The sequence below is a fragment of the Bradyrhizobium sp. Arg816 genome (genome assembly GCF_029989365.1).
Taxonomy (GTDB): Bacteria; Pseudomonadota; Alphaproteobacteria; order Rhizobiales; family Xanthobacteraceae; genus Bradyrhizobium.
In genome coordinates, this window is the sequence record NZ_JAPRAQ010000003.1 from 365364 (window position 1) to 384706 (window position 19343).

Annotated in this window: 19 protein-coding genes; 15 read left to right on the plus strand and 4 right to left on the minus strand. The window is 63.0% G+C overall.

All coding sequences use genetic code 11. From position 1 onward, the window contains the following. Positions 1 to 215: 215 nt before the first annotated feature. The 12 genes from OWC48_RS10470 to OWC48_RS10525 all read left to right on the plus strand — a co-directional run bounded on the left by OWC48_RS10470 (position 216) and on the right by OWC48_RS10525 (position 10251). A complete protein-coding gene (locus tag OWC48_RS10470) occupies positions 216 to 1754 on the plus strand; it encodes an amidase (protein ID WP_282519912.1) in 1539 nt (512 codons plus the stop codon). A gap of 244 nt (positions 1755 to 1998) precedes the next feature. Continuing rightward, positions 1999 to 2607: a cytochrome P460 family protein gene (locus tag OWC48_RS10475; RefSeq protein ID WP_282519913.1), complete on the plus strand. Its 609-nt coding sequence runs from the start codon at positions 1999 to 2001 to the stop codon at positions 2605 to 2607. 24 nt (positions 2608 to 2631) lie between these two features. Further along, positions 2632 to 3213, plus strand: coding sequence for a cytochrome P460 family protein (locus tag OWC48_RS10480; protein WP_282519914.1), 582 nt, complete (start codon positions 2632 to 2634; stop codon positions 3211 to 3213). Between the two features lie 62 nt (positions 3214 to 3275). After that, the gene (locus OWC48_RS10485; protein ID WP_282519915.1) at positions 3276 to 4550 is read left to right on the plus strand and encodes a beta-propeller fold lactonase family protein; all 1275 of its coding nucleotides are present in this window, start codon (positions 3276 to 3278) and stop codon (positions 4548 to 4550) included. 108 nt (positions 4551 to 4658) lie between these two features. After that, positions 4659 to 5570, plus strand: coding sequence for an urease accessory protein UreD (locus tag OWC48_RS10490; RefSeq protein ID WP_282519916.1), 912 nt, complete (start codon positions 4659 to 4661; stop codon positions 5568 to 5570). A gap of 26 nt (positions 5571 to 5596) precedes the next feature. Beyond that, the gene (locus OWC48_RS10495; RefSeq protein WP_028148889.1) at positions 5597 to 5899 is read left to right on the plus strand and encodes an urease subunit gamma; all 303 of its coding nucleotides are present in this window, start codon (positions 5597 to 5599) and stop codon (positions 5897 to 5899) included. A 9-nt stretch (positions 5900 to 5908) separates the two neighbouring features. Further along, positions 5909 to 6484 (plus strand): HupE/UreJ family protein, encoded by a 576-nt coding sequence (locus OWC48_RS10500; protein WP_282519917.1) that lies wholly within the window; start codon positions 5909 to 5911, stop codon positions 6482 to 6484. After that, complete coding sequence (locus OWC48_RS10505) at positions 6481 to 6819, plus strand: urease subunit beta (RefSeq protein ID WP_282519918.1); 339 nt, start codon at positions 6481 to 6483, stop codon at positions 6817 to 6819. Before OWC48_RS10500 ends, OWC48_RS10505 begins: the two co-directional genes overlap by 4 nt. A 12-nt stretch (positions 6820 to 6831) precedes the next feature. Beyond that, positions 6832 to 8535 carry an urease subunit alpha gene (gene ureC, locus OWC48_RS10510; RefSeq protein WP_282519919.1) on the plus strand — a complete coding sequence of 568 codons (1704 nt, stop codon included), beginning with the start codon at positions 6832 to 6834 and terminating at the stop codon, positions 8533 to 8535. Between the two features lie 137 nt (positions 8536 to 8672). Further along, positions 8673 to 9257, plus strand: a complete 585-nt coding sequence (locus OWC48_RS10515) for an urease accessory protein UreF (protein WP_282519920.1) — start codon at positions 8673 to 8675, stop codon at positions 9255 to 9257. Next, positions 9254 to 9943 (plus strand): urease accessory protein UreG, encoded by a 690-nt coding sequence (gene ureG / locus OWC48_RS10520; RefSeq protein ID WP_282519921.1) that lies wholly within the window; start codon positions 9254 to 9256, stop codon positions 9941 to 9943. Before OWC48_RS10515 ends, ureG begins: the two co-directional genes overlap by 4 nt. Next, entirely contained in the window at positions 9940 to 10251 is a 312-nt protein-coding gene (locus OWC48_RS10525; protein WP_282519922.1) for a chorismate mutase, read from the plus strand. Before ureG ends, OWC48_RS10525 begins: the two co-directional genes overlap by 4 nt. A 79-nt stretch (positions 10252 to 10330) precedes the next feature. Here the strand turns inward: OWC48_RS10525 and OWC48_RS10530 are convergent, their stop codons facing one another. From OWC48_RS10530 to OWC48_RS10540, 3 genes are all read right to left on the minus strand, one after another. Beyond that, on the minus strand, positions 10331 to 10684 hold the full coding sequence (locus OWC48_RS10530) for a hypothetical protein (protein WP_282519923.1): 354 nt from the start codon (positions 10682 to 10684) through the stop codon (positions 10331 to 10333). Between the two features lie 200 nt (positions 10685 to 10884). Next, positions 10885 to 11922: a thermonuclease family protein gene (locus OWC48_RS10535; RefSeq protein ID WP_282519924.1), complete on the minus strand. Its 1038-nt coding sequence runs from the start codon at positions 11920 to 11922 to the stop codon at positions 10885 to 10887. 240 nt (positions 11923 to 12162) lie between these two features. Next, complete coding sequence (locus OWC48_RS10540) at positions 12163 to 12657, minus strand: hypothetical protein (protein WP_282519925.1); 495 nt, start codon at positions 12655 to 12657, stop codon at positions 12163 to 12165. Between the two features lie 279 nt (positions 12658 to 12936). On the opposite strand from OWC48_RS10540, the gene OWC48_RS10545 reads away from it, so the two are divergent. The 3 genes from OWC48_RS10545 (at position 12937) to OWC48_RS10555 (ending at position 18064) form a co-directional block, all read left to right on the plus strand. Continuing rightward, positions 12937 to 15993 (plus strand): AAA family ATPase, encoded by a 3057-nt coding sequence (locus OWC48_RS10545; protein WP_282519926.1) that lies wholly within the window; start codon positions 12937 to 12939, stop codon positions 15991 to 15993. 320 nt (positions 15994 to 16313) lie between these two features. After that, complete coding sequence (locus tag OWC48_RS10550) at positions 16314 to 17534, plus strand: OpgC domain-containing protein (protein WP_282519927.1); 1221 nt, start codon at positions 16314 to 16316, stop codon at positions 17532 to 17534. 41 nt (positions 17535 to 17575) lie between these two features. Beyond that, positions 17576 to 18064 carry a DUF2059 domain-containing protein gene (locus OWC48_RS10555; protein ID WP_282519928.1) on the plus strand — a complete coding sequence of 163 codons (489 nt, stop codon included), beginning with the start codon at positions 17576 to 17578 and terminating at the stop codon, positions 18062 to 18064. Between the two features lie 48 nt (positions 18065 to 18112). On the opposite strand, the gene OWC48_RS10560 is transcribed toward OWC48_RS10555, so the two are convergent. Next, the gene (locus OWC48_RS10560; RefSeq protein ID WP_282519929.1) at positions 18113 to 19318 is read right to left on the minus strand and encodes an ABC transporter substrate-binding protein; all 1206 of its coding nucleotides are present in this window, start codon (positions 19316 to 19318) and stop codon (positions 18113 to 18115) included. Between the last annotated feature and the right edge of the window lie 25 nt (positions 19319 to 19343).

Sequence of the window (19343 nt, forward strand, 5' to 3'; positions counted from 1 at the left end):
TGCCCTTGTGCGGTGACGCGCAGGATGTCCCGACGCGCGTCGGCTTAACCTGCAGCCCACGTCAGCGCACATGAACCCTGATCGATGCCTTGTCGATGGCCGTCGCGGTGAATGCATCAAGATTGCGAAAGACGAGGCAATCGCGGCTGCGCAGGCAAGAACTGTTTCAATGTCAAATGCGGCTTCGTTCTGAAGTGGTTCAGAAGGAGGAAACGATGTCGAGCGTGAGCCTGCCCTTGCATTCCGACGAACTCGCTTACCTCACCGCGCACGAGCTGGCAGCTCGCATCCGGCGACGTGATCTGTCGCCGGTTGACGTGGTCGATGCGTTCATCCGGCGCATCGAAGCCCGCAACCCGAGCCTGAATGCGCTGGTCTATCTCGATTTCGACGGCGCCCGCACGAGAGCGAAAGAGGCCGAGCGCGCATTGGTCGCCGGCGAGCAGTGGGGGCCACTGCACGGCATCCCGTCGGCGCTCAAGGATCTGTTCGACTTCAAGCCGGGCTGGCCCGCGAGCCTGGGCGGCATCCGCGCGCTCAAGCATCACGTCGTGAACGGTTACTGCGTGTTCTGCGAACGCATGGAGAAGCGTGGCGGCGCCGTGTTCCTCGGCAAGACCAACAGCCCCCTCATGGGATTCCGAGGCACCTGCGACAACTACCTGTTTGGTCCCACGCGCAACCCGTTCAATCTTGCCAAGAACACGGGCGGCTCATCCGGAGGAAGCGCCGCTGCCGTCGCCGATGGACTGCTACCCATTGCAGAAGGTACGGATGCCGGCGGCTCGATACGAATCCCCTCCGCCTGGTGTGGAGTGTATGGCTACAAGGCGTCGTTCGGACGCGTGCCGTTTCTCGTGCGTCCCAACGCGTTCGGCGTGGCCGACTCTCCGTTCCTGTTCGAAGGGCCCATCACGCGGACGGTCGAAGATGCCGCCATCGCGCTGAACGTACTCGCCGGCCCTGATCCGCGAGATCCCTTCAGCCTGATAGAGCCGCCCGTCGACTTCACCGCGGCGACCCGTCGTTCGATCCGTGGCCTCAAGATTGCCTATAGTCCGAATCTGGACGTCTTTCCGGTCGACGGAAAAGTCGCGGCGACGGTCCGCCGCGCGGTACTGGCGTTCGAGGAAGCCGGCGCTCACGTGGAGGAGGTGAAGCTCGGCATCGTTCGCTCGCAACGGGAGCTGAGCGACGTCTGGTCGCGGCTCTACATGCTTCTGAACCTGCAGGCGATCGAGAACATGAAGCGCGACGGCATCGATCTGTTCGGCAAGCATCGCGACGACTTTCCGCCTGAATACATGGATTGGGTCGAGAAGACCAATCGCATGTCGGGGCTCGATTTCTTCCGCGACCAGGCCGTCCGGTCGGAGGTCTACGATGCCTTCCAGAACGTCCTTGAAAGATTCGATCTGTTGGTCACGCCGACCGTCGCGTGCCCGCCGGTCGACAACGCCAGCGACGGCAACACGGCTGGACCGAAGTCGATCAACGGCGTCGAGATAGATCCTCTGATCGGATGGGCCCTGACCTACTTCGTCAACTTCACCGGCCATCCGGCAGCCTCGATCCCCGCGGGTTTGTCCGACGGTCTCCCGGTCGGGATGCAAATCATAGGTCGGCGAAACGCCGACTTCGACGTGCTGGCCGCGAGCGCGGCTTTCGAGCGGCTTCGTCCCTGGCAGGACAATTACCGGATCTGCCGCGAGCGCCCGCTGAGAGCAACCCCGCTTTCAGACCTCCCCCGCTGACCTTGCACCCTCTCGGTCGTTTCCATGGCCGTCCGCGCCGCGATCGCGGTGCCGATAGGGCTGCGTGTCTTGCTTCGAGCATGAATCCCTTCACCGATCGCAAGATCGGCACGGAATGCATCAAGATGGCCAAAGCGGAAGCAATCCCCAGCGCGCAAGATCTTCCGCGACTGGCTAAGTCATCTCTCGACAGGTCAATCGTGCCGGCGCCTCGCGCGTTCGGCCCTAGTCGCGGGAGAAGACAATGCGCGTGAGAGTCCAGGCAGCAGCGGCAGTCATCGTAGGCAGTGCGGTCGCAACGATCCTGTTCTTCGGATCGCTTAGGGATAGCAACGCCCAGAGCAATACGCGCTATCTGCCGGAATACACCGCAGACGGGCAGTTGCTCCTGCCGAAGAATTTCCATGAGTGGGTCTATGTCGGGTCGCCGCTGACGCCGAATGCCCTCAACGGCGGGCAGGCGAACTTCCCGGAATTCCACAACGTCTATATCGAGCCGGGCTCATACGCGATCTACAAGAAGACCGGCGAATTCCCCGAAGGGACGATCCTGTTCAAGGAGCTGCAGCTGACGTTGCCGCAGGAGAACGCCGACGGCTCGCGAACGGAAGCGTCGGGACGTGGCTACTTCCCGGGCAAGTGGAACGGCGCCGACGTGACCGTCAAGGACTCGAAGCGCTTCGCCGACACCAACGGGTGGGGCTATTTCAACTTCAATCACCACGAACCGAAGGCGTCGATGGCCAAAGTGAAGTCGAAGGACGAGTGCGCCTACTGCCATATCGCCAACGCCAAGAAGGACGAGGTCTGGACCCAGTTCTATCCGCTGCTGGACAACAAGGACGCGCGGTGACCGCGCAATGAGCGGAAGATCGGCATGAAAATCCTCAAAGCCGCCTGTGTCGCCGCCGTCGTGATCGTTGGGATCGCGGCCGCGGTCAGGCAGTCACAGCTGCGGGCGAACGCGGCGGATGGTGTTTCGATCGATGCGAGTGTCTCCGACCGCGACGGGCATCCGCACGTGCCCGATGACTATCGGACGACCTATCAAATCCTCGGAAGCTGGGCGATTGCGGCAGACGACGGACACGGCTCGAAGGAGCTTCACGTCGTGTACGCCTCGCCTGGAGTGATCGACGCCTATCGGAAGGACAAGCGCTTCCCGGATGGTGCGGTGCTGGTCAAGGAAGTGTTCAAGGCGGCAACCTCAGAAATGACGACCGGGACTGTCAGCCGCGCCGATGCTTTGAAGGGGTGGTTCGTCATGGTGAAGGACTCCGCGAACCGTCACCCGGAGAGCGCGCTGTGGGGCGACGGCTGGGGATGGTCCTGGTTCGACGCGGGCGATCGCTCAAAAACGACGACGACGAATTACAGGGCCCGATGCCAGGCGTGCCATGTGCCCGTGCGGGCGTCCGACTGGGTTTACATCGATGGATACCCTCCGTTGAAGCCATAGCGATGGTGCAGGTCACCGAAAGTCATTCGATTTACCAAAGCCAATCATCAAAGGAGCGAGAGATGGCTAAAGAGGCGACGACGAGCGAGATGGGCATGTCGAAGGGGCAGACTGGCCATCTCTATATCCAGACCAACGAGATCGACAACGCCATTATTCATTACACGCGGCAGGCGGACGGCAAGCTGGCCGAGGTCGCGCGTATCAAGACGGGCGGCGCCGGCTCCGGTGAATTCAAGCCGATCAGCGGCCAGGACAGCGCGCCCAACTCCTACGAGGGTGCGGGAAGCGTCATCATTACGTCCGATCGGCGCTTCTTGTTTGCGACCAATGGTGGAGACAACTCCGTTTCGAGCTTCCGCCTGGAGAGCGACGGTCGTCTCACGCTGCTCGACGTGAAGTCGACCGGCAACCCGGTCGAGGGCAGGAGCGGCACGGCCAAATCGCTGGCTTTCGCTCCGTCGACGCGCACGCTCTTCGTGCTGCATGCGTTCGGACCGGATCATCTTCGGCTGATGTCGGTCGATGCCGAAGGCATGCTCAAGACGCGGCCCGAGGGGTACACGGTGAACACGTACAGCAAGCGGAACCGTGTCTCCACCATGGTCGTGGTCTCGCCCAACGAGGAGCTTGTGATTGTCGGCACCACTTTCGATGAGCCGATCGCGCTCACCGGCCTGTATCCCGACGGCTCGCCGATTCTCTGGGTCCAGCGCGCCGGCGGCGCGTTGCACTCGATCGCGTCGAATGCACCGGATCCGGACGGCCTCGCCGTATTCGCCTTGCAAAAGGACGGCTCGCTCGGCACGGCCAGGTTCTACGACGCGAAGGGCGGTTCTCCGTTCTACATCGCGTTCCTGAATCAGCGTCCGAATACGTTCGTGATCGGCTATGCCGTCGGCGACGGATGCTCCATCTGCACCATCGAGAAGAACGGCTCGATCAAGATCGGCTCGCTCGTCAAGATCGACACCAGCGCGGGCCTTCCGTCCGAGCTATGCTGGCTCGCCGTCGCTCCCGATGATCGCACGATCTACGCGACGAACTTCGGCTACAGCAACATCAGCAGCTACCGGATCAACGGTAGCGGCCTGGAGATTGCGTGCGATCCGGCCTGTCCGAAGGTCCCCGGCGACGGCACCGCGAGGGGATTGAACGGAACCGTGACGAGCGGTCCCAGCGATAGCTGGATCTCGCCGGACGGCGCCTATCTCTATCAGATCTATGGCAACGCCTCGAAGCTGGTCAGCTACAGCACCCAGCCGGACGGTTCGCTGAAGGAGATCGGCAGCGTCAAGATCCCGTACAACGGCTCCCAGGGTCTTGCGGGCTTCTGATCCCGGTTTCGCGACGAGTCCGGGCGTGGCCGGCATTGCCGTTCCGCGCCCGGCCCCTCCCTCGCCGGCGTGCGAGACACACACAGTCAATCATGAGCCCCGAGACGGATGTTTGAAGCAATTCACGAGCGCTCTCGCGGGACGTCCGCGGCTCATCCCGGCCATCCGGACGAAGCGCAGGGCGCCACGGAAAAATTCGATCTGCAGCGCGCTGTCGGGGAAGCTCGCGTGGTGTTCTGCGGCGCCGCAAACGGCACGGAGATCATCGACGTCTATCAGAAGTTTCCGATGGCCATTGCCTTCCCGAATGTCGACGATCGTCGGCGCAAGGAGGCGGTCCTCATCAATACTTCGGGTGGTGTCGCGGGCGGCGACGAGATCAGGATCGAGGTGGTCGCTCAAGGCAATGCGTCGGTCGCGGTGACCACGCAGGCCGCGGAGAAGGTCTATCGGGCGCTGGATCGGCCTGCGCGAATCCGGACGCGGTTAAGGGCTGAGGGAAATGCCCGGCTTGCGTGGCTTCCGCAAGAGACGATCGTCTTCAACCAGGCGCGCATCGCGCGGCAGACCGAGATCGATGTGAGCTCGGGCACCGAATTGATCGCTCTCGAGTGGCTGGTTCTCGGCCGCATCGAGAGCGGCGAGGAGGTTCTTGCCGGACATATCCTGGACAGTTGGCGCGTCAGGGTCGACGGCCGACTGGTGTGGGCGGATGGCTTCCTCGCGTCAGACCAAGCGCTCCTGCAGCTTCGGAAGACGGCGCTGCTCTCGAACTGGAAGGCGATCGCGACCATGATCTATTTCGGTCCGGGTCTCGAGGCCCGACTCGAGAGATTGCGCGAGATCGGTGCGTCCCTGGAATGCGCGTGCGGCGTCACGATCGTGGGCGCGATCATCGTGGTCCGGGTCGCCGCGATCGCAAGCGTGGATCTCAGGCGAGGTCTGCGCCGCTTCCTCGATCAACTCGATGATGAGCTCGGATCCGGTCCCTTCGGAGTGCCGAAGATGTGGTCCTGTTAGCAGCGCGGCCAAGTGGGAGGCGCATCTTGAATCTGACGCCACGGGAACGGGACAAGCTGATGATCGCCCTCGCCGCGATCGTTGCGCGCGGCCGGCTCGCGCGAGGCGTCAAGCTGAATTATCCCGAAAGCATCGCATTGATTTCGGATGCCATCATGGAAGGCGCTCGCGACGGACGCTCGGTCGCGGATCTGATGTCCGAAGGCGGCCGGCTGCTGCGCCGCGACCAGGTCATGGAGGGCATCCCGGAAATGATTCGCGAGATCCAGGTGGAGGCAACGTTTCCGGACGGGACCAAGCTTGTCCCGGTGCACAACCCGATCCGATAGGAGCTGATGATGCGTATCGTCCCGATCTGCGTCGCCGCGTTGAGCCTGCTTGCCTCGCCGGCCTTCGCTCATCCCATCCTTAGCGCGGGCAGTTCGTTCGACGCCGGTCTCGTCCATCCGTTCAGCGGCGCCGATCATCTGATTGCGATCACGTTGGTGGGAACATGGAGCGCGCTCGTGGGCGGATCCGCGAGAGCCGTGTGGCCGCTGACTTTTCTGATCGCGATGCTGGGCGGCTTCGCCGCGGCAAGTGCCGGACTTCAGCTGGGCTTCGTGGAGGCGGCGATCAGCCTCTCGGTGGTGGCGCTGGGAGCGTTCGTTGCGTTCGAATTCAGGATGCCCGTCATGCTGGGCGCGGCGGCCGTCGGCCTGTTCGCGTTCTTCCATGGTCACGCCCACGGAACTGAAGCCGCGTCGATGCTTGTTCCCTACGTGATTGGCTTCACGACGGCGACCGCCGCTCTTCTGTTGACCGGCATGGTCATCGGGTTCTCTGGAGGACACGCCGCCAGAAAAAGTCTGCTTCGCGCGGCGGGCGTATGCGCCGGGCTTGTCGGGCTGCTGCTGCTTGGAGGCGTGGCATGATTCCCGGGGAGGTCATTCCGGCTGACGGCGACATCGTCCTGAACGGGGACAGGACCGGACTATCGATTGCCGTCGCCAACACCGGCGACCGGCCGGTCCAGGTGGGCAGCCATTATCATTTCGCCGAAGTGAACGCCGCACTCGCGTTCGATCGATCCCTTGCCCGTGGCTGCCGCCTCGATATCCCGGCCGGGACGGCCGTGCGGTTCGAGCCGGGTCAGTCGCGCGAGGTCTCATTGATTCCGTTTGCCGGAGCGCGGCGCATCTATGGCTTCAGCGGCGGCGTGATGGGGCCTCTGGAATCGGGGACCGATGCTCCCGGCGCCAACGAATAAGGTGAGGAAGACATGTCCCACACGATGAGCCGCGCGGCCTATGCGCAGATGTTCGGCCCCACGGTCGGCGACAGGGTGCGCCTGGCGGATACCGACCTGTTCATCGAGCCCGAGAGGGACCTCACGATCTATGGCGAGGAGGTCAAGTTCGGCGGCGGCAAGGTCATTCGCGACGGCATGGGACAATCGCAGCTCACGCGCGCGCAGGGGGCGGTCGATACGGTCATTACCAACGCGCTGATCCTCGATCACTGGGGAATCGTCAAGGCCGACATCGCGATCAGGGACGGGCTCATTGCCGCCATCGGCAAGGCGGGAAACCCCGACATTCAGCCGGGTGTCTCGATCATCATTGGGCCGGGGACGGAAATCATCGCGGGCGAGGGCAAGATCATCACCGCCGGCGGAATGGATACGCACATTCATTTCATCTGCCCGCAGCAGATCGACGAGGCGCTTTTCTCGGGCGTGACGACCATGATGGGGGGCGGCACCGGACCGGCCGCAGGGACGACGGCGACGACCTGTACGCCGGGGCCGTGGCACATCCATCGGATGCTCGAGGCGCTGGATGGGTTCCCGATGAACTTCGGCATTTTCGGCAAGGGCAATGCGAGCCTGCCCGCAGGCCTGGTCGAGCAGATCGAAGCCGGCGCGTGCGGCCTGAAGCTGCACGAAGACTGGGGCGCGACGCCCGCATCGATCGACTGCTGTCTCTCTGTCGCCGACGACCTGGACGTGCAGGTCATGATCCACACCGATTCCCTCAACGAAGGCGGGTTCGTCGAGCGCACGATCGCCGCATTCAAGGGCAGGACGATCCATGCGGCTCATACAGAAGGGGCCGGCGGCGGGCATGCGCCTGATATCATCAAGGTCTGCGGCGAGAGCAACGTCATTCCGGCCTCGACGAATCCGACGCGTCCCTACACCGCGAACACGCTCGACGAAGCACTCGACATGCTGATGGTGACCCACCATCTGGACCGTCGCATTCCGGAGGACGTCGCCTTCGCGGAGAGCCGCATACGAAAGGAGACGATCGCCGCCGAGGACATCCTGCACGATCTCGGCGCGTTCTCGATCGTGTCGTCGGATAGCCAGGCGATGGGGCGCGTCGGCGAGGTGATCACGCGGACGTGGCAGACCGCCGACAAGATGAAAAAGCAGTTCGGGCGGCTGCCGGAAGAGACCGGGCAGAACGACAATTTCAGGGCTCGGCGCTACGTCGCGAAATACACCATCAATCCGGCCATCGTGCAGGGAATGTCACGCCATGTCGGTTCGGTCGAGGTCGGAAAGCTCGCGGACATTGTCGTCTGGGATCCCGCATTCTTCGGCATCAAGCCCGACATGGTCTTGAAGTCGGGCATGATCGTCGCCGCGATCATGGGTGACCCCAATGCATCGATACCGACGCCTCAGCCGGAATATTACCGGCCGATGTTCGGCGCCTTTGGCCGTTCTCCCGGCCGAAATTCCGTGACCTTCGTCAGTCAGGCCTCGCTCGAGACGACGAGACAGCTGGGCCTGGCCAAGCAACTCCTGCCGGTCTCGAACACGCGATCGATCGGCAAGCATTCCATGATCCTCAACGACGCGCTGCCCCTCATGGAGGTCGATCCCGAAACCTACGAAGTTCGGGCCGACGGACGGCTGCTCACGTGTCCGCCGGTGAATGTGGTCCCGATGGCGCAGCGCTATTTCATGTACTGACGCGTTGCCGGCATGGTGGTGCGATGACAGACCAGAGTTATGGACATACGGCGCTGGCGTTCCTGAGGCTGCAGAGCTGGCTCTCGCCGTCGTTCCCGAACGGGGCCTACAGCTACTCGCACGGACTGGAGTGGGCCGTGGAGGCCGGCTATGTCTCCGATCGGCGCAGCCTGATCGATTGGCTCGAGGCCGACCTTTGTTACGGCTCCGGCCGAAACGAAGCCATCTTCTTCAGCGAAGCCTACCGATGCGTGGCCGAGGGCGCCGAGGACCAGCTCCCGGATCTGGCCGAACTCGCAGCCGCGTCCCGCGGCACATCCGAATTCGTGCTCGAATCCGCCCAGCAATCGTCCGCGTGCCTGACGACCCTTCGCAGCGTTTGGCCGGATCGAATTCTGGACATGTTCTCCGACCCGAAATGCCCGCCCGTGTTGGCCGTCCTGCTCGGAGCGCGAGCGGCGCGCGAGCGGATTGCCGTCGACATCGCGCTGCCGGCGTTCCTGCACAGCTACATCGCCAATCTGGTGAGCGCGGGGGTGCGATTGGTGCCTCTCGGTCAGACCGATGGTCAGCTTGCCATCGCGGCGCTCGAGCTGCCGATCCTGTCGCGCAGTGACATCGCAAGGCGTGAGACGGTCGACGATCTCGGTTCGGCGGGCCTGATGGTTGAGCTCGCGTCGATCGCACACGAGCTCCAATATACGAGGTTGTTTCGGTCATGAAGACGATTGAACGCGAGAGCAGGTCTCTTCGCACACCTGGCATTGCGGCAACCAACGGGCCGCTACGCGTCGGCATCGGCGGCCCGGTCGGTTCCGGAAAGACGGCGCTGGTCGAGGCGTTGTGCAAGCACCTGCGCGATTTCTACGAGATCTACGTCATCACCAACGATATCTACACCAAGGAGGATCAGCTCATTCTGACCCGTGCGCAGGCGTTGGCAGCAGAGCGCATCATGGGGGTGGAGACGGGCGGCTGTCCGCATACGGCCATACGGGAGGACGCCTCGATGAACCTGGCGGCGATCCACGACATGAACCGGAAGTTTCCGGACGCGGAGCTTTGCTTCGTCGAGTCGGGCGGCGACAATCTCGCCGCCACCTTCAGCCCGGAGCTTGCGGATCTGACCGTCTACGTGATCGACGTCGCCGCAGGAGAGAAGATCCCGCGCAAGGGAGGGCCGGGGATCATGCGATCCGATCTGCTGGTGATCAACAAGATCGATCTGGCTCCCATGGTGGGCGCGAATCTGGAGATCATGGAAGCGGACGCGCGGCGGATGCGAGGCGCGCGACCGTTCATCTTCTCCAATCTGAAGAGTGGCCAGGGTGTCGAAGAGATCGCGGGCTTCATTCTGCAGAAGGGCGGGTTGTCCGCCGCGACGCTGTCCGGAGGTGCCGATCGATGACGGATGATGACCGGGAGTTTGTCGGCGATCTCGCCAGGCTGCGCCGCAGCATCGACAATCTGGATGCGGCGATGGTGCACCTGCTCGCGGAACGCTTTCGCTGCACTGATGCGATCGGAGAGCTCAAGGCCAGGCATGGACTGGAGTCCCGGGATCCCAGACGTGAAGCGGCGCAATTGAAGCGGCTTCGCTTCCTCGCCGCACAGAGCGGGCTCGATCCGGATTTTACCCGGAAGCTGCATGCCCTGGTCGTTCGAGAGGTCGTCATCAATCATGAGGCGGTGAAGTTCGGTTCGGGAGCCGGCTAGGAACGATCGCTTTTACAACGATCCATTTCACGGTGGAGACCGGACAAGGCGCCACATTCCACTGGTGTTTGCTCGGTCGTTACGCGGACTGGTCGACCAGACTGCCGGGCTGCTGGCCCTTCTTCTCCAGCTGCTTTTCGATGGCGTCCCGGATCTTCTGCTCCACCGCCGCTCTCTGGTCCGGGCTCATGTTGGCGAGGTCGGCCTCGCTGAGATTCATGCTCTTCAGAATGCCAGCCCGCATACGGTCGAGGGGATTCATCTTCGCGTATTTCAGGAACTCCTGCACGACGCTGCTGTCGCCCGATGCGCCGTCTTCGCTTGCTTGCGAGAGCCCGCCATTGTCGGTCACCGACGGCTTCGATGCAGTGGTCGATGAGCCCGCCTTTGCAGGCTGGTAGCCGAAGATTGAAGCTCCTGGCGTGACTTGCATGTTCGGTCCCCCGAGACGATCGCGTAGGGCAAGCAACGTGCGTGCCAAATCCTCTCGCTGGATTTCCCGATGTTTCCGGGCTCGTGCTCATCGGCGGCTTGAAAAAATTGCCGGTGCGGCGGCGTCGCCGGCAAAGTTTGCCCGGTCACCTGCGCGAATCCGCTGCCGGCCGTCGATCCTGGTCGGCCGCGCGCGCCTCCTCAGAACGTCGTGATCGGCTTGCCGTCCGCCCCCACGAGGCTCGACGGCGCCTCGCCGAACACCAGCCCCTCCGGCTGAAACTTGATCGTCTTGCCGCCCTCGACGAAGTCGGCGAAATTGTGCGGCGTGGCCGAGTGCACGCCGTTGCTCAGGAAGTCGTCGATCTCGTAGCAGGTGTCGGGCTTGCCGCCGGAGCCTTCGCCCAGAAATTTCTGGAAGGTCTGGCTCGTCACCTCCGCCTTCTTGCGCGCCGACCAATTGGTGTAGCGGCGATAGAGCTTTGGCAGGATCACCGGGCCCTTGTCGGTCGCGAGCACGTCGGTCTCGTTCTTCCTGGGTTCGCGCAGGTCGAAGTCGAAGGCGGGAATCGTCTTGGTGAGATGCTTCCAGACCGGCAGCTTCTGCGCGCGTGCGGGCTTCGCGAGCGCGAGGAAGGCCTTGATCTCGTCGTCGTTCATCGAAGAGTAGAACGTCGGATAGGCAAAGCCCTGCTCGACCAGCCAGTGGTTGATGTCGATGGTCTTGCCGGCGACCGTGATCTCGATGTCGCCGACCAGCCGGCCATAGGTGTCGAACACCTCGTTCGGCGCATCGACATGGGTGAACACGCGGCAGGCGAGCGTCGGCCCGCCGGCGCTGCTGAGGAAGTCATGCAGCGCCTTGCTCGTCGTCGCGCCAAGAAACTGCCGGTAGGGGTGTGTGACCTCGTGATAGGCTTGGCGCTTGGCGTCGCTCAGGCCCTTCTTCTCGGCGGCCGAGAGCGGCGAGGGCTGATAATGCAGCTCCGGCGCGTCGATGCCCTGGAGGCGAATGGTGAGCTTGCCGTTCTTGATCGGCGCCGTCGCGGTCCGGCCCTTGACCTTGGCGCCCTCGAAGACATGGGTCGGCTGAAACGGCACCGAGTCGTTCTTGCGGAAGCGGATCGCATCGGGGGCGACATTCACCACGACCTTGGTGGTGTCGGCGTCCGACCGGCCCTCCGGCCAGAACTGGCCGACATCGATGGTGCCTACGACCTCCAGCAGTCCAACGGGCATCGGGCGCTCCTGTCAAACGAACGCGGCGGTCGCCTCATCGAGGCGACTCGCGCACGCGCTGGCAGGTAGCGGATCATCTTCGTGCGACAGGCCCATGACGGTGCGCGGCCGCGAGACAGTGCAACGCGGCCTTCGAGCGGAGCGGGCGGGGCATGATTGGTCCGTCGTGCAACGCATGCTGTGGCGACGACGGACCATCCTAGATTGGTGCGGAAGCCTCCGCGCTGCTCCCGCTCGGAATCAGGGTCGGTACGGACAGACCATCGTCAGGTGGAGCAGCGTCGGCGCCTGGTCCTCGCCGTTGTCGTATTCCCACTCCAGCCGGATTTCGTGCCGGTCGGCATAGGCCTCGCTCGCCGCGTGGGTGATGATGTTCGTCTTCATCGGGATCGGCGGCTCGGAATTGAAGCACTTCCGCACGCAGGCATCGAGCAGCGCGCATCGTGTCAGCGGGATCACGCCGGGCTCGTCCTTGGACAGCGGGACCGTATTCAACTGCGTGGTGAGGTCGACGCGAGCCCGTCCCTTCTCCTTGTGCCAGTACGCCGCGCTCCCGTCCGGCCATTTGTCCGCCTGCGTCAGGATCAGATGGTACTGGCCGTACTCCAGGGTCGGCACGTGGATGTCCGGCGACGCCTTGAGGATGTCCACGCTCCTCTGCATGTTTTCCAGAGGGAAATAATTGTCGTTCATCAAATCTTTGAATGAAGCCCCGGTGTAGGTTCTCGACCCCATCGTCTTTTCCCTCAATATGTCCTTGGCTTTGCGAAATACATAGCTCCGCGACGCCGGTTAGTTTGCCAACCTGGCTCCGCCGGAATATGCCCCATCTTTGCTGGGATTTGCGTACGCTACCACTCAGGACTGTGTTTCGTCCAGATCGCCAACCGCACCGTGCCCCGCTAAACGGCGATGGGCAAGTCCGATTGCTAAGCGGTTCTTGATAGGTATTCTTACCAGAGTTGCTCGCGGGCGCTGGACGACAGCGATGCCGCGATCCTTGAAGGCGCAGGAATGCATTGCTTCGCGTGTCAGTCGGCGATTGATCCGGGCGATAGCTGGTGCTCCAAGTGTGGGGCGGCGGTACGTCGGCGTGCTGATCCCGACAGCGAGCGGCGGTTTGTGACAATTCTCCGAGCCGACGTCATCGACTCCACAGGGCTTGTTGCCGAACTGGAGCCGGAGGAGGCCGTCTCACGCCTGGAGCCCGCGCTGGCGGCCATGAGGGGCGCGGTACGCCAGTTTGGCGGCATCGTCAGCAAGGAATTGGGGGACGGCTTGGCCGCTGTCTTTGGTGCCCCGATCGCTGACGACAACCATGCGCCGCTCGCCTGCCATGCGGCCATCGAGCTTGTCCGGCGTGTTGGCAGTCTTGGCGATCCCGGACTTCAGGTTCGGGTCGGCCTCCATTCGGGGCACGTCGTCGCCTATATGGTCGCCAGCGAGTTTTCCAAGGTCTACGAGATCGGAGGAGCCGCTCAGCATCTTGCCGCGCGGCTGGAGGCAGCGGCCGAGGCCAATCAGATCTACGTGTCGGAAGCCTGCCAGAAACTCGCGGATGGACATGTCCGGTTCGAATCCTTGGGTCTCAAGGTGCTGCGCGGATTCAACGAGCCGCTGCCGGTCTACCGTGTCGTCGGAGCGAGCGACCTTTCAAGCTGGCGGGTGCGACGAGCCCGGAGCGTTTCGCGGTTTGTCGATCGCACGACCGAGCGGGCCCTGTTGGGACGTGCCGCGGAGAGGTCTAGTGCAAGCCGGCAGACGGTCCTTCTGATCGGCGATGCAGGCATCGGAAAATCGCGGCTCGCACATGAGTTCGCCCAGGTGCTCAAGGCCGATGGCTGGCGGTTGATCGACGCTGAGTGCAGCCCGAACCTTCAGGGCGTACCCTTCAGCGCGCTCAAGCGCACTATACTTTCAATCTTCGAAGTTATCGCAAGAGATTCGGATGGTCTGGTCGACATCAAAAAGGAGTTGCGGGCAATCGATCAGCTCGCGATCGATTCCATATTGGATATTCAGGTCGAGGATCCTCGCTGGAGTGAGTTGGAGCCTTACGCGCGCGCGCGTGCCATTTCCGATGCAAGTTGCGCCATCGTTCAAAGCTTGGCCCTCCAGCAGCGCACCGTTCTTCTCATCGAGGACCTGCACTGGATCGACCGAGCCAGCGATACGGTTGTTGCTGCAATCGCGTCGTTGCAGAGCCCCAACCTGATAGTTTTTCTAACGAGCAGGCCGAACGGCATGCCTGAGTGGATCGCGCGCTGCCACGCGGAAGTGATCGCAATGCGCCCCCTGGACGACGATTCGGGATTGGCCATGTTGGCCGATATGCTCGGACCGTCGGCGATGAACACCGATTTGAAGAACCGGATCATCTCTCATACTGCCAACGTTCCCCTGTTTCTCGAGGAAGTCTGCCGTGGACTGAAAGATAGTGGCACGCTTCGCGGTCAGTGGGGTGACCTTGCGCTCGTTCGACCTATTGACGAGCTCGGCATCCCCACCAGCATTCAGGGGGTGATTGCGGCGCGGCTCGATCGTGTCTCAAGGCAGGAACGCTCGGTTCTCCAAATAGCGGCGGCGCTGGGGCCGCGCTCAAGCGTGATGATGCTGCGGAACGTCGCCGCGCTGCCCGAAGACATTCTCCAGGATTGCCTCGGAGCGCTCGACCGAGCCGAGATCCTCGTCAGGATCGATAGTGAACTTGAGGACTCGATCGAGTTCCAGCACGAGATGGTTCGCCAAGTGACCTACGAGTCGATGGTCGAAAAGGTGCGCGAAAATATACATGGGCGAATTCTTGCGGCCTTCGAAAGCGACGAGACATGGAGCGACGGTCCTGACACGCTTTGCTACCACGCAATGCGCGCGAAGGATTGGCTGAAAGCGTTCGGGTACGGGAGAGGTGCCGCGCAGAAATGTCTTGTGCGCTCGGCGTATGCCGATGCGGTCGACTATTTCGGGATCGCGATGAGTTCGCTCGACAAGATGCCGATGACTCTCTCGCGGGAGGCAGATGCAATCGACCTCCGGATGGAGGCGCGAATGGCATTCATCTGGTCCGGTCAGGTTGCCGAGTGGATCGATCTCGGAAAAGAGGCCGAACGCCGGGCTAGTGGAATTGACGACATCGGAAGAAAGGTCGCCGCCATGACCGTCATGGCGGGTGGACAGAATTTCTACGGAACGCCAATTGAAGCGGTTGCGCTCGGCCAGGAGGTCGTTGGCCTCGCTGAGAAGTCAGGCAACCCGGGTTGGCGCAACCTTGCACAATACAATCTGGGACAGGCCTATTTTCTCGCCGGTCGATATCGCGAAGCGGAGCAGACGTTGGCGCAAGGCCGCGCTAACCTCATGGGGCCGGAAGCAAGCGCGCCCTTCGGAACTCCCCCAAAATACACGCTCCTCCTTTGCTGCATGATGAAGAGCTTCACCCACACGGTCATGGGAGAGCTCGATATCGCCGGCCAGCTCCAGCAGCAGGCCGCCGCGATCGCGGAGGAGACGGGCCGCCCCTACGATCGCGTCGCCGCCGCCTATAGCGGCGGCTGGCTGATGCTCGGCCGCAACGAGCCCGCCGCGGCCGCCGCCATTCTCGAAGACGGTTTTGTGCTGGCGCAGAAGCACGGCATCCGGCTGTTCGTGCCGGTGCTCGCCTGTCATCTCGGCATCGCCTATCTGGAGCAGGGGCTGTTCGACCGGGCGCGCGGCATGCTGGCCGAGGCGCGCGAGGAGGCGAAGGCGGTCGGCTATACCTCGGCGGTGCTGCGCAGCTCGATCTACCTTGCGCTCGCAACCTTCCGCCTCGGCGACGTCCAGGCCGCGCAGAACATGCTGCGCGAGGCGCGCAACACCGCCCGCCAGCAGGGGTTCTCCGGCCTCGAGGCCGAGGCCCTGTTCGGCGAGGCCGTGGTGACGCCATCCTCCGGCGAGGAGAACAAGGTGGCCATCCTCGCCGCCCTGCGCGCGACCATCGCGATCGCCTCCGAGAGCGGCGCGCTGCCGCTGCAGCACAAGGCCGAGGCGATGCTGACCGGGATGCTCGCCCGGGGCGGCGAGCTGACCTGACCCTGCTCCCTGGCGTGCGATCGTACCGTCGGGCTGCTTTTTTGCCCGACGGGTCATTTGAGTTTCGCAGGCAAAGCAAGGACTTAAGAGACCGTCTCTACTGTGCATGGGGTTGTTTTCGACATTTTTTGATGGGGCGCCACCGCCAGACGGCTGTAGAGGCAGCCCCGCCCGCTCCGATGACGAAGCCCCTTGCACGGACGCCAAGGTCGGCTACCGTTGCTACTAGCCGCAGGGCCAGGTGACTTTTGATTTACATTTTTTAGCATTCGATCTTTCGGCGCCGCGACGGCGCGACGCCTACCGGACGAGGCGGGGTCATGGTCACACGGGACCAGTCGGCTTTGTTGGCGCCGGTCGAGCGCGATTTGCGGCTCGATCTCTTCCGCGGCATCGGGTTGTGGATGATCTTCCTCGATCACATCCCGCACGACGTCGTGGCCTGGCTGACCTTGCGCAATTACGGCTTCAGCGACGCCGCCGAGTTCTTCGTCTTCATCTCCGGCTACCTCGTCGGCTGGATCTACGGGCCGATCGTCGCCGGCGGCTGGTTTCTCGCCGCGCTGAAGCGGCTGTGGCGGCGCGCGGGCGAGATGTATGTTGCCCACATCATGCTGTTCCTGCTGTTCACTGCGCAGATCGCGCGCACGGTCAGGAGGTTCGACAACCCGATGTATGCGGACGAGTTCAACGTTCACAATTTTCTCGACCATCCGGACATCCTGATAGGTCAGGCGCTCTCGCTGCGCTACAAGCCGGTCAATCTCGACGTGCTGCCGCTCTACATCACGCTGGTGCTCGCCGCGCCCTTCATCGTGTGGGGCCTGGTGCGCCGGCCAAACCTGACGCTGGCTGCCTCCGTAGTGTTGTACGTGTTGGCGCGCCGGTTCGACTGGAACATCGCCTCCTATCCGCCGGGCACGACCTGGTACTTCAACCCGTTCTGCTGGCAGCTGATGTTCGTGTTCGCCGCCTGGTGCGGCGTCGGCCAGATCGACAAGATCGCAAAATGGGTGTGGTCGAAGGCGGCGATGACGCTGGCGGCGGCCTGGCTCGCCTTCGCATTCCTGATCGTGATGACCTGGCACATCCCTGCGCTCGAGGCGCTGATCCCGAAATGGATGATCAAGGCGATCTACCCGATCGACAAGACCGACCTCGACATGCTGCGCTTCACGCACTTTCTGGCGCTGGCGATCTGGATGACCTATTTCATCCCGCGCCACTGGAAAGCGTTGCATTTGAAATGGGTACACCCGGTCATCCTCTGCGGCCAGCATTCGCTGCCGATCTTTTGCCTCAGCGTTTTCCTGTCGTTCTCGGCGCATTGGATCCTGATGCAATTCACCAGGGGCGTCTGGGAGCAACTCGCCGTCTCGTTCGCCGGCTTCGTCATCATGTTCGGGGCGGCGTGGCTGCTCGACCGCGCCGAGCGGGTGCCCAGCCTCTTCGTCAAGGTGACGGATGTCGACGACGAGACCGAGGCCGCCGCCGATGGCGTGCCGGTAACGGTCATCGGCGCGGCTCAGGCTCGCCGCTGAGAACACATCGCGTCGCCGGGACGATTTTTCGGGAGAGATGCATGTCGAGATTTTTGTTGACGATTGCCGGCGCCCTCCTGCTCCTCGTCTGCAACGCGTCGGCGCAAGGGCCGTCGCCCGAGGCGATGGATGCTGCGCGAAAACTCGTCGCCACGCTGAAGATCGCAGATCAGTATCGCGCGGCGCTCCCGCAGCTCCTGCTCAAGCTGAGACCCGTGGTCGCACAGGACCGGCCTGAGATCGAGCACGATTATGACGCAATGACGGCGCCGGGCTCCAACATCTACGCGCCGTTCTTTGCCTCGATGATCGACCAGATCGCCGCTCTTTATGCCCAAAACTTCACCGTCGACGAGCTGCGCCAGATCGAGGCGTTCTATGCCCAGCCTGCCGGGAAGAAGTTTCTGGAAAAGTCGGATGTGCTGGCGCAGGCGAGCGCGCAGATCGGCCAGGACGTCAACCAGAAGGCCGCCGACGAACTGAAGCAGCGCCTCATCGAGGCGCTGCGCCAGAAGGGGCACAAGCCCTGAGCTTGGACCGGCAGGGTACGCGAGGCTAGGCCTTGCGTACCGGTTGCCTCACTTCACCAGGGGACAGCCGCCGTCCTTTAGCGGCCGGAACGCCTGGTCGGCCGGCACTTCCGCGAGCAGCTTGTAATAGTCCCACGGGCCCTTCGATTCCTCGGGCTTCTTCACCTGGAACAGGTACATGCTGTGCACCATGCGGCCGTCCTCGCGGAGTGTGCCGTTGTCGGTGAACGCGTCCTTCACCGGCAGCTCGCGCATCTTCGCCATCACCGTCTTGGTGTCCCGGGTACCGGCGGCCTGGACGGCCTTCAGATAGTGCAGCGTCGCGCTGTAGGTCGCGGCCTGGTTCATGGTCGGCATGCGCTTGACGCGCTCCTGGAAACGCTTGCCGAAGGCGCGGGTCTTGTCGTTGAGGTCCCAGTAATAGGCCTCGGTGATGATCAGGCCTTGCGCGAGCTTCAAGCCCAGGCTGTGCACGTCGGAGATGAACATCACGATCGCAGCCAGGTTCTGGCCGCCGGCGACGATGCCGAACTCGCCGGCCTGCTTGATCGCGTTGATGGTGTCACCGCCGCCATTGGCGAGCCCGATGATCTTGGCCTTGGAGGCCTGGGCCTGCAGCAGGAATGACGAGAAATCGGCCGTGTTGAGCGGATGCTTGACGCTGCCGAGCACCTTGCCGCCGGCAGCCTTGACCACGTCGGAGGTGTCGCGCTCGACCGAATGGCCGAACACGTAGTCGGCGGTGAGGAAGAACCAGCTGTCGCCGCCGTTCTTGACGATGGCGCTACCGACGGTGTGGGCGTTGGCATAGGTGTCATAAGTCCAGTGCGCGGTGTAGGGCGAGCAGGATTTTCCGGTGATGTCGGAGCTTGCCGCGTCGGCCACGATCATCACCTTCTCGTACTGCTTCGACAGCTCCATCACCGCGAGCGCGGTGGCCGAGGTCGGCAGGTCGATGATCATGTCGACACCCTCGGTCTCCCACCACTTTCGCGCGATGGTGGAGGCGACGTCGGGCTTGTTGAGCACGTCGGCTGCGACCATCTCGATCGGCTTGCCGAACGTCTGGCCGCCAAAATCCTCGATCGCCATCTTGGTGGCCTCGACATTCCCCTGGCCGCCGATGTCGGAATAGACCGAGGAGAAGTCGGAGAGCACGCCGATCTTGAGCGGGGCCTGCTGGGCGGACGATGGATTGATGAAAAACGCAGACAGCAGGCCGGCCGCGAAGGCGGCGAGCGCGATCCGATACATGGCATTTCCCCCGACATTTTTAGTG

Bases quoted from the DNA above. Each gene is read 5' to 3' on its own strand.
- OWC48_RS10470 (WP_282519912.1), top strand. From the start codon at position 216: ATGTCGAGCGTGAGCCTGCCCTTGCATTCCGACGAACTCGCTTACCTC.
- OWC48_RS10475 (WP_282519913.1), top strand. From the start codon at position 1,999: ATGCGCGTGAGAGTCCAGGCAGCAGCGGCAGTCATCGTAGGCAGTGCG.
- OWC48_RS10480 (WP_282519914.1), top strand. From the start codon at position 2,632: ATGAAAATCCTCAAAGCCGCCTGTGTCGCCGCCGTCGTGATCGTTGGG.
- OWC48_RS10485 (WP_282519915.1), top strand. From the start codon at position 3,276: ATGGCTAAAGAGGCGACGACGAGCGAGATGGGCATGTCGAAGGGGCAG.
- OWC48_RS10490 (WP_282519916.1), top strand. From the start codon at position 4,659: ATGTTTGAAGCAATTCACGAGCGCTCTCGCGGGACGTCCGCGGCTCAT.
- OWC48_RS10500 (WP_282519917.1), top strand. From the start codon at position 5,909: ATGCGTATCGTCCCGATCTGCGTCGCCGCGTTGAGCCTGCTTGCCTCG.
- OWC48_RS10505 (WP_282519918.1), top strand. From the start codon at position 6,481: ATGATTCCCGGGGAGGTCATTCCGGCTGACGGCGACATCGTCCTGAAC.
- ureC (WP_282519919.1), top strand. From the start codon at position 6,832: ATGTCCCACACGATGAGCCGCGCGGCCTATGCGCAGATGTTCGGCCCC.
- ureG (WP_282519921.1), top strand. From the start codon at position 9,254: ATGAAGACGATTGAACGCGAGAGCAGGTCTCTTCGCACACCTGGCATT.
- OWC48_RS10525 (WP_282519922.1), top strand. From the start codon at position 9,940: ATGACGGATGATGACCGGGAGTTTGTCGGCGATCTCGCCAGGCTGCGC.
- OWC48_RS10530 (WP_282519923.1), bottom strand. From the start codon at position 10,684: ATGCAAGTCACGCCAGGAGCTTCAATCTTCGGCTACCAGCCTGCAAAG.
- OWC48_RS10535 (WP_282519924.1), bottom strand. From the start codon at position 11,922: ATGCCCGTTGGACTGCTGGAGGTCGTAGGCACCATCGATGTCGGCCAG.
- OWC48_RS10540 (WP_282519925.1), bottom strand. From the start codon at position 12,657: ATGGGGTCGAGAACCTACACCGGGGCTTCATTCAAAGATTTGATGAAC.
- OWC48_RS10545 (WP_282519926.1), top strand. From the start codon at position 12,937: ATGCATTGCTTCGCGTGTCAGTCGGCGATTGATCCGGGCGATAGCTGG.
- OWC48_RS10550 (WP_282519927.1), top strand. From the start codon at position 16,314: ATGGTCACACGGGACCAGTCGGCTTTGTTGGCGCCGGTCGAGCGCGAT.
- OWC48_RS10555 (WP_282519928.1), top strand. From the start codon at position 17,576: ATGTCGAGATTTTTGTTGACGATTGCCGGCGCCCTCCTGCTCCTCGTC.
- OWC48_RS10560 (WP_282519929.1), bottom strand. From the start codon at position 19,318: ATGTATCGGATCGCGCTCGCCGCCTTCGCGGCCGGCCTGCTGTCTGCG.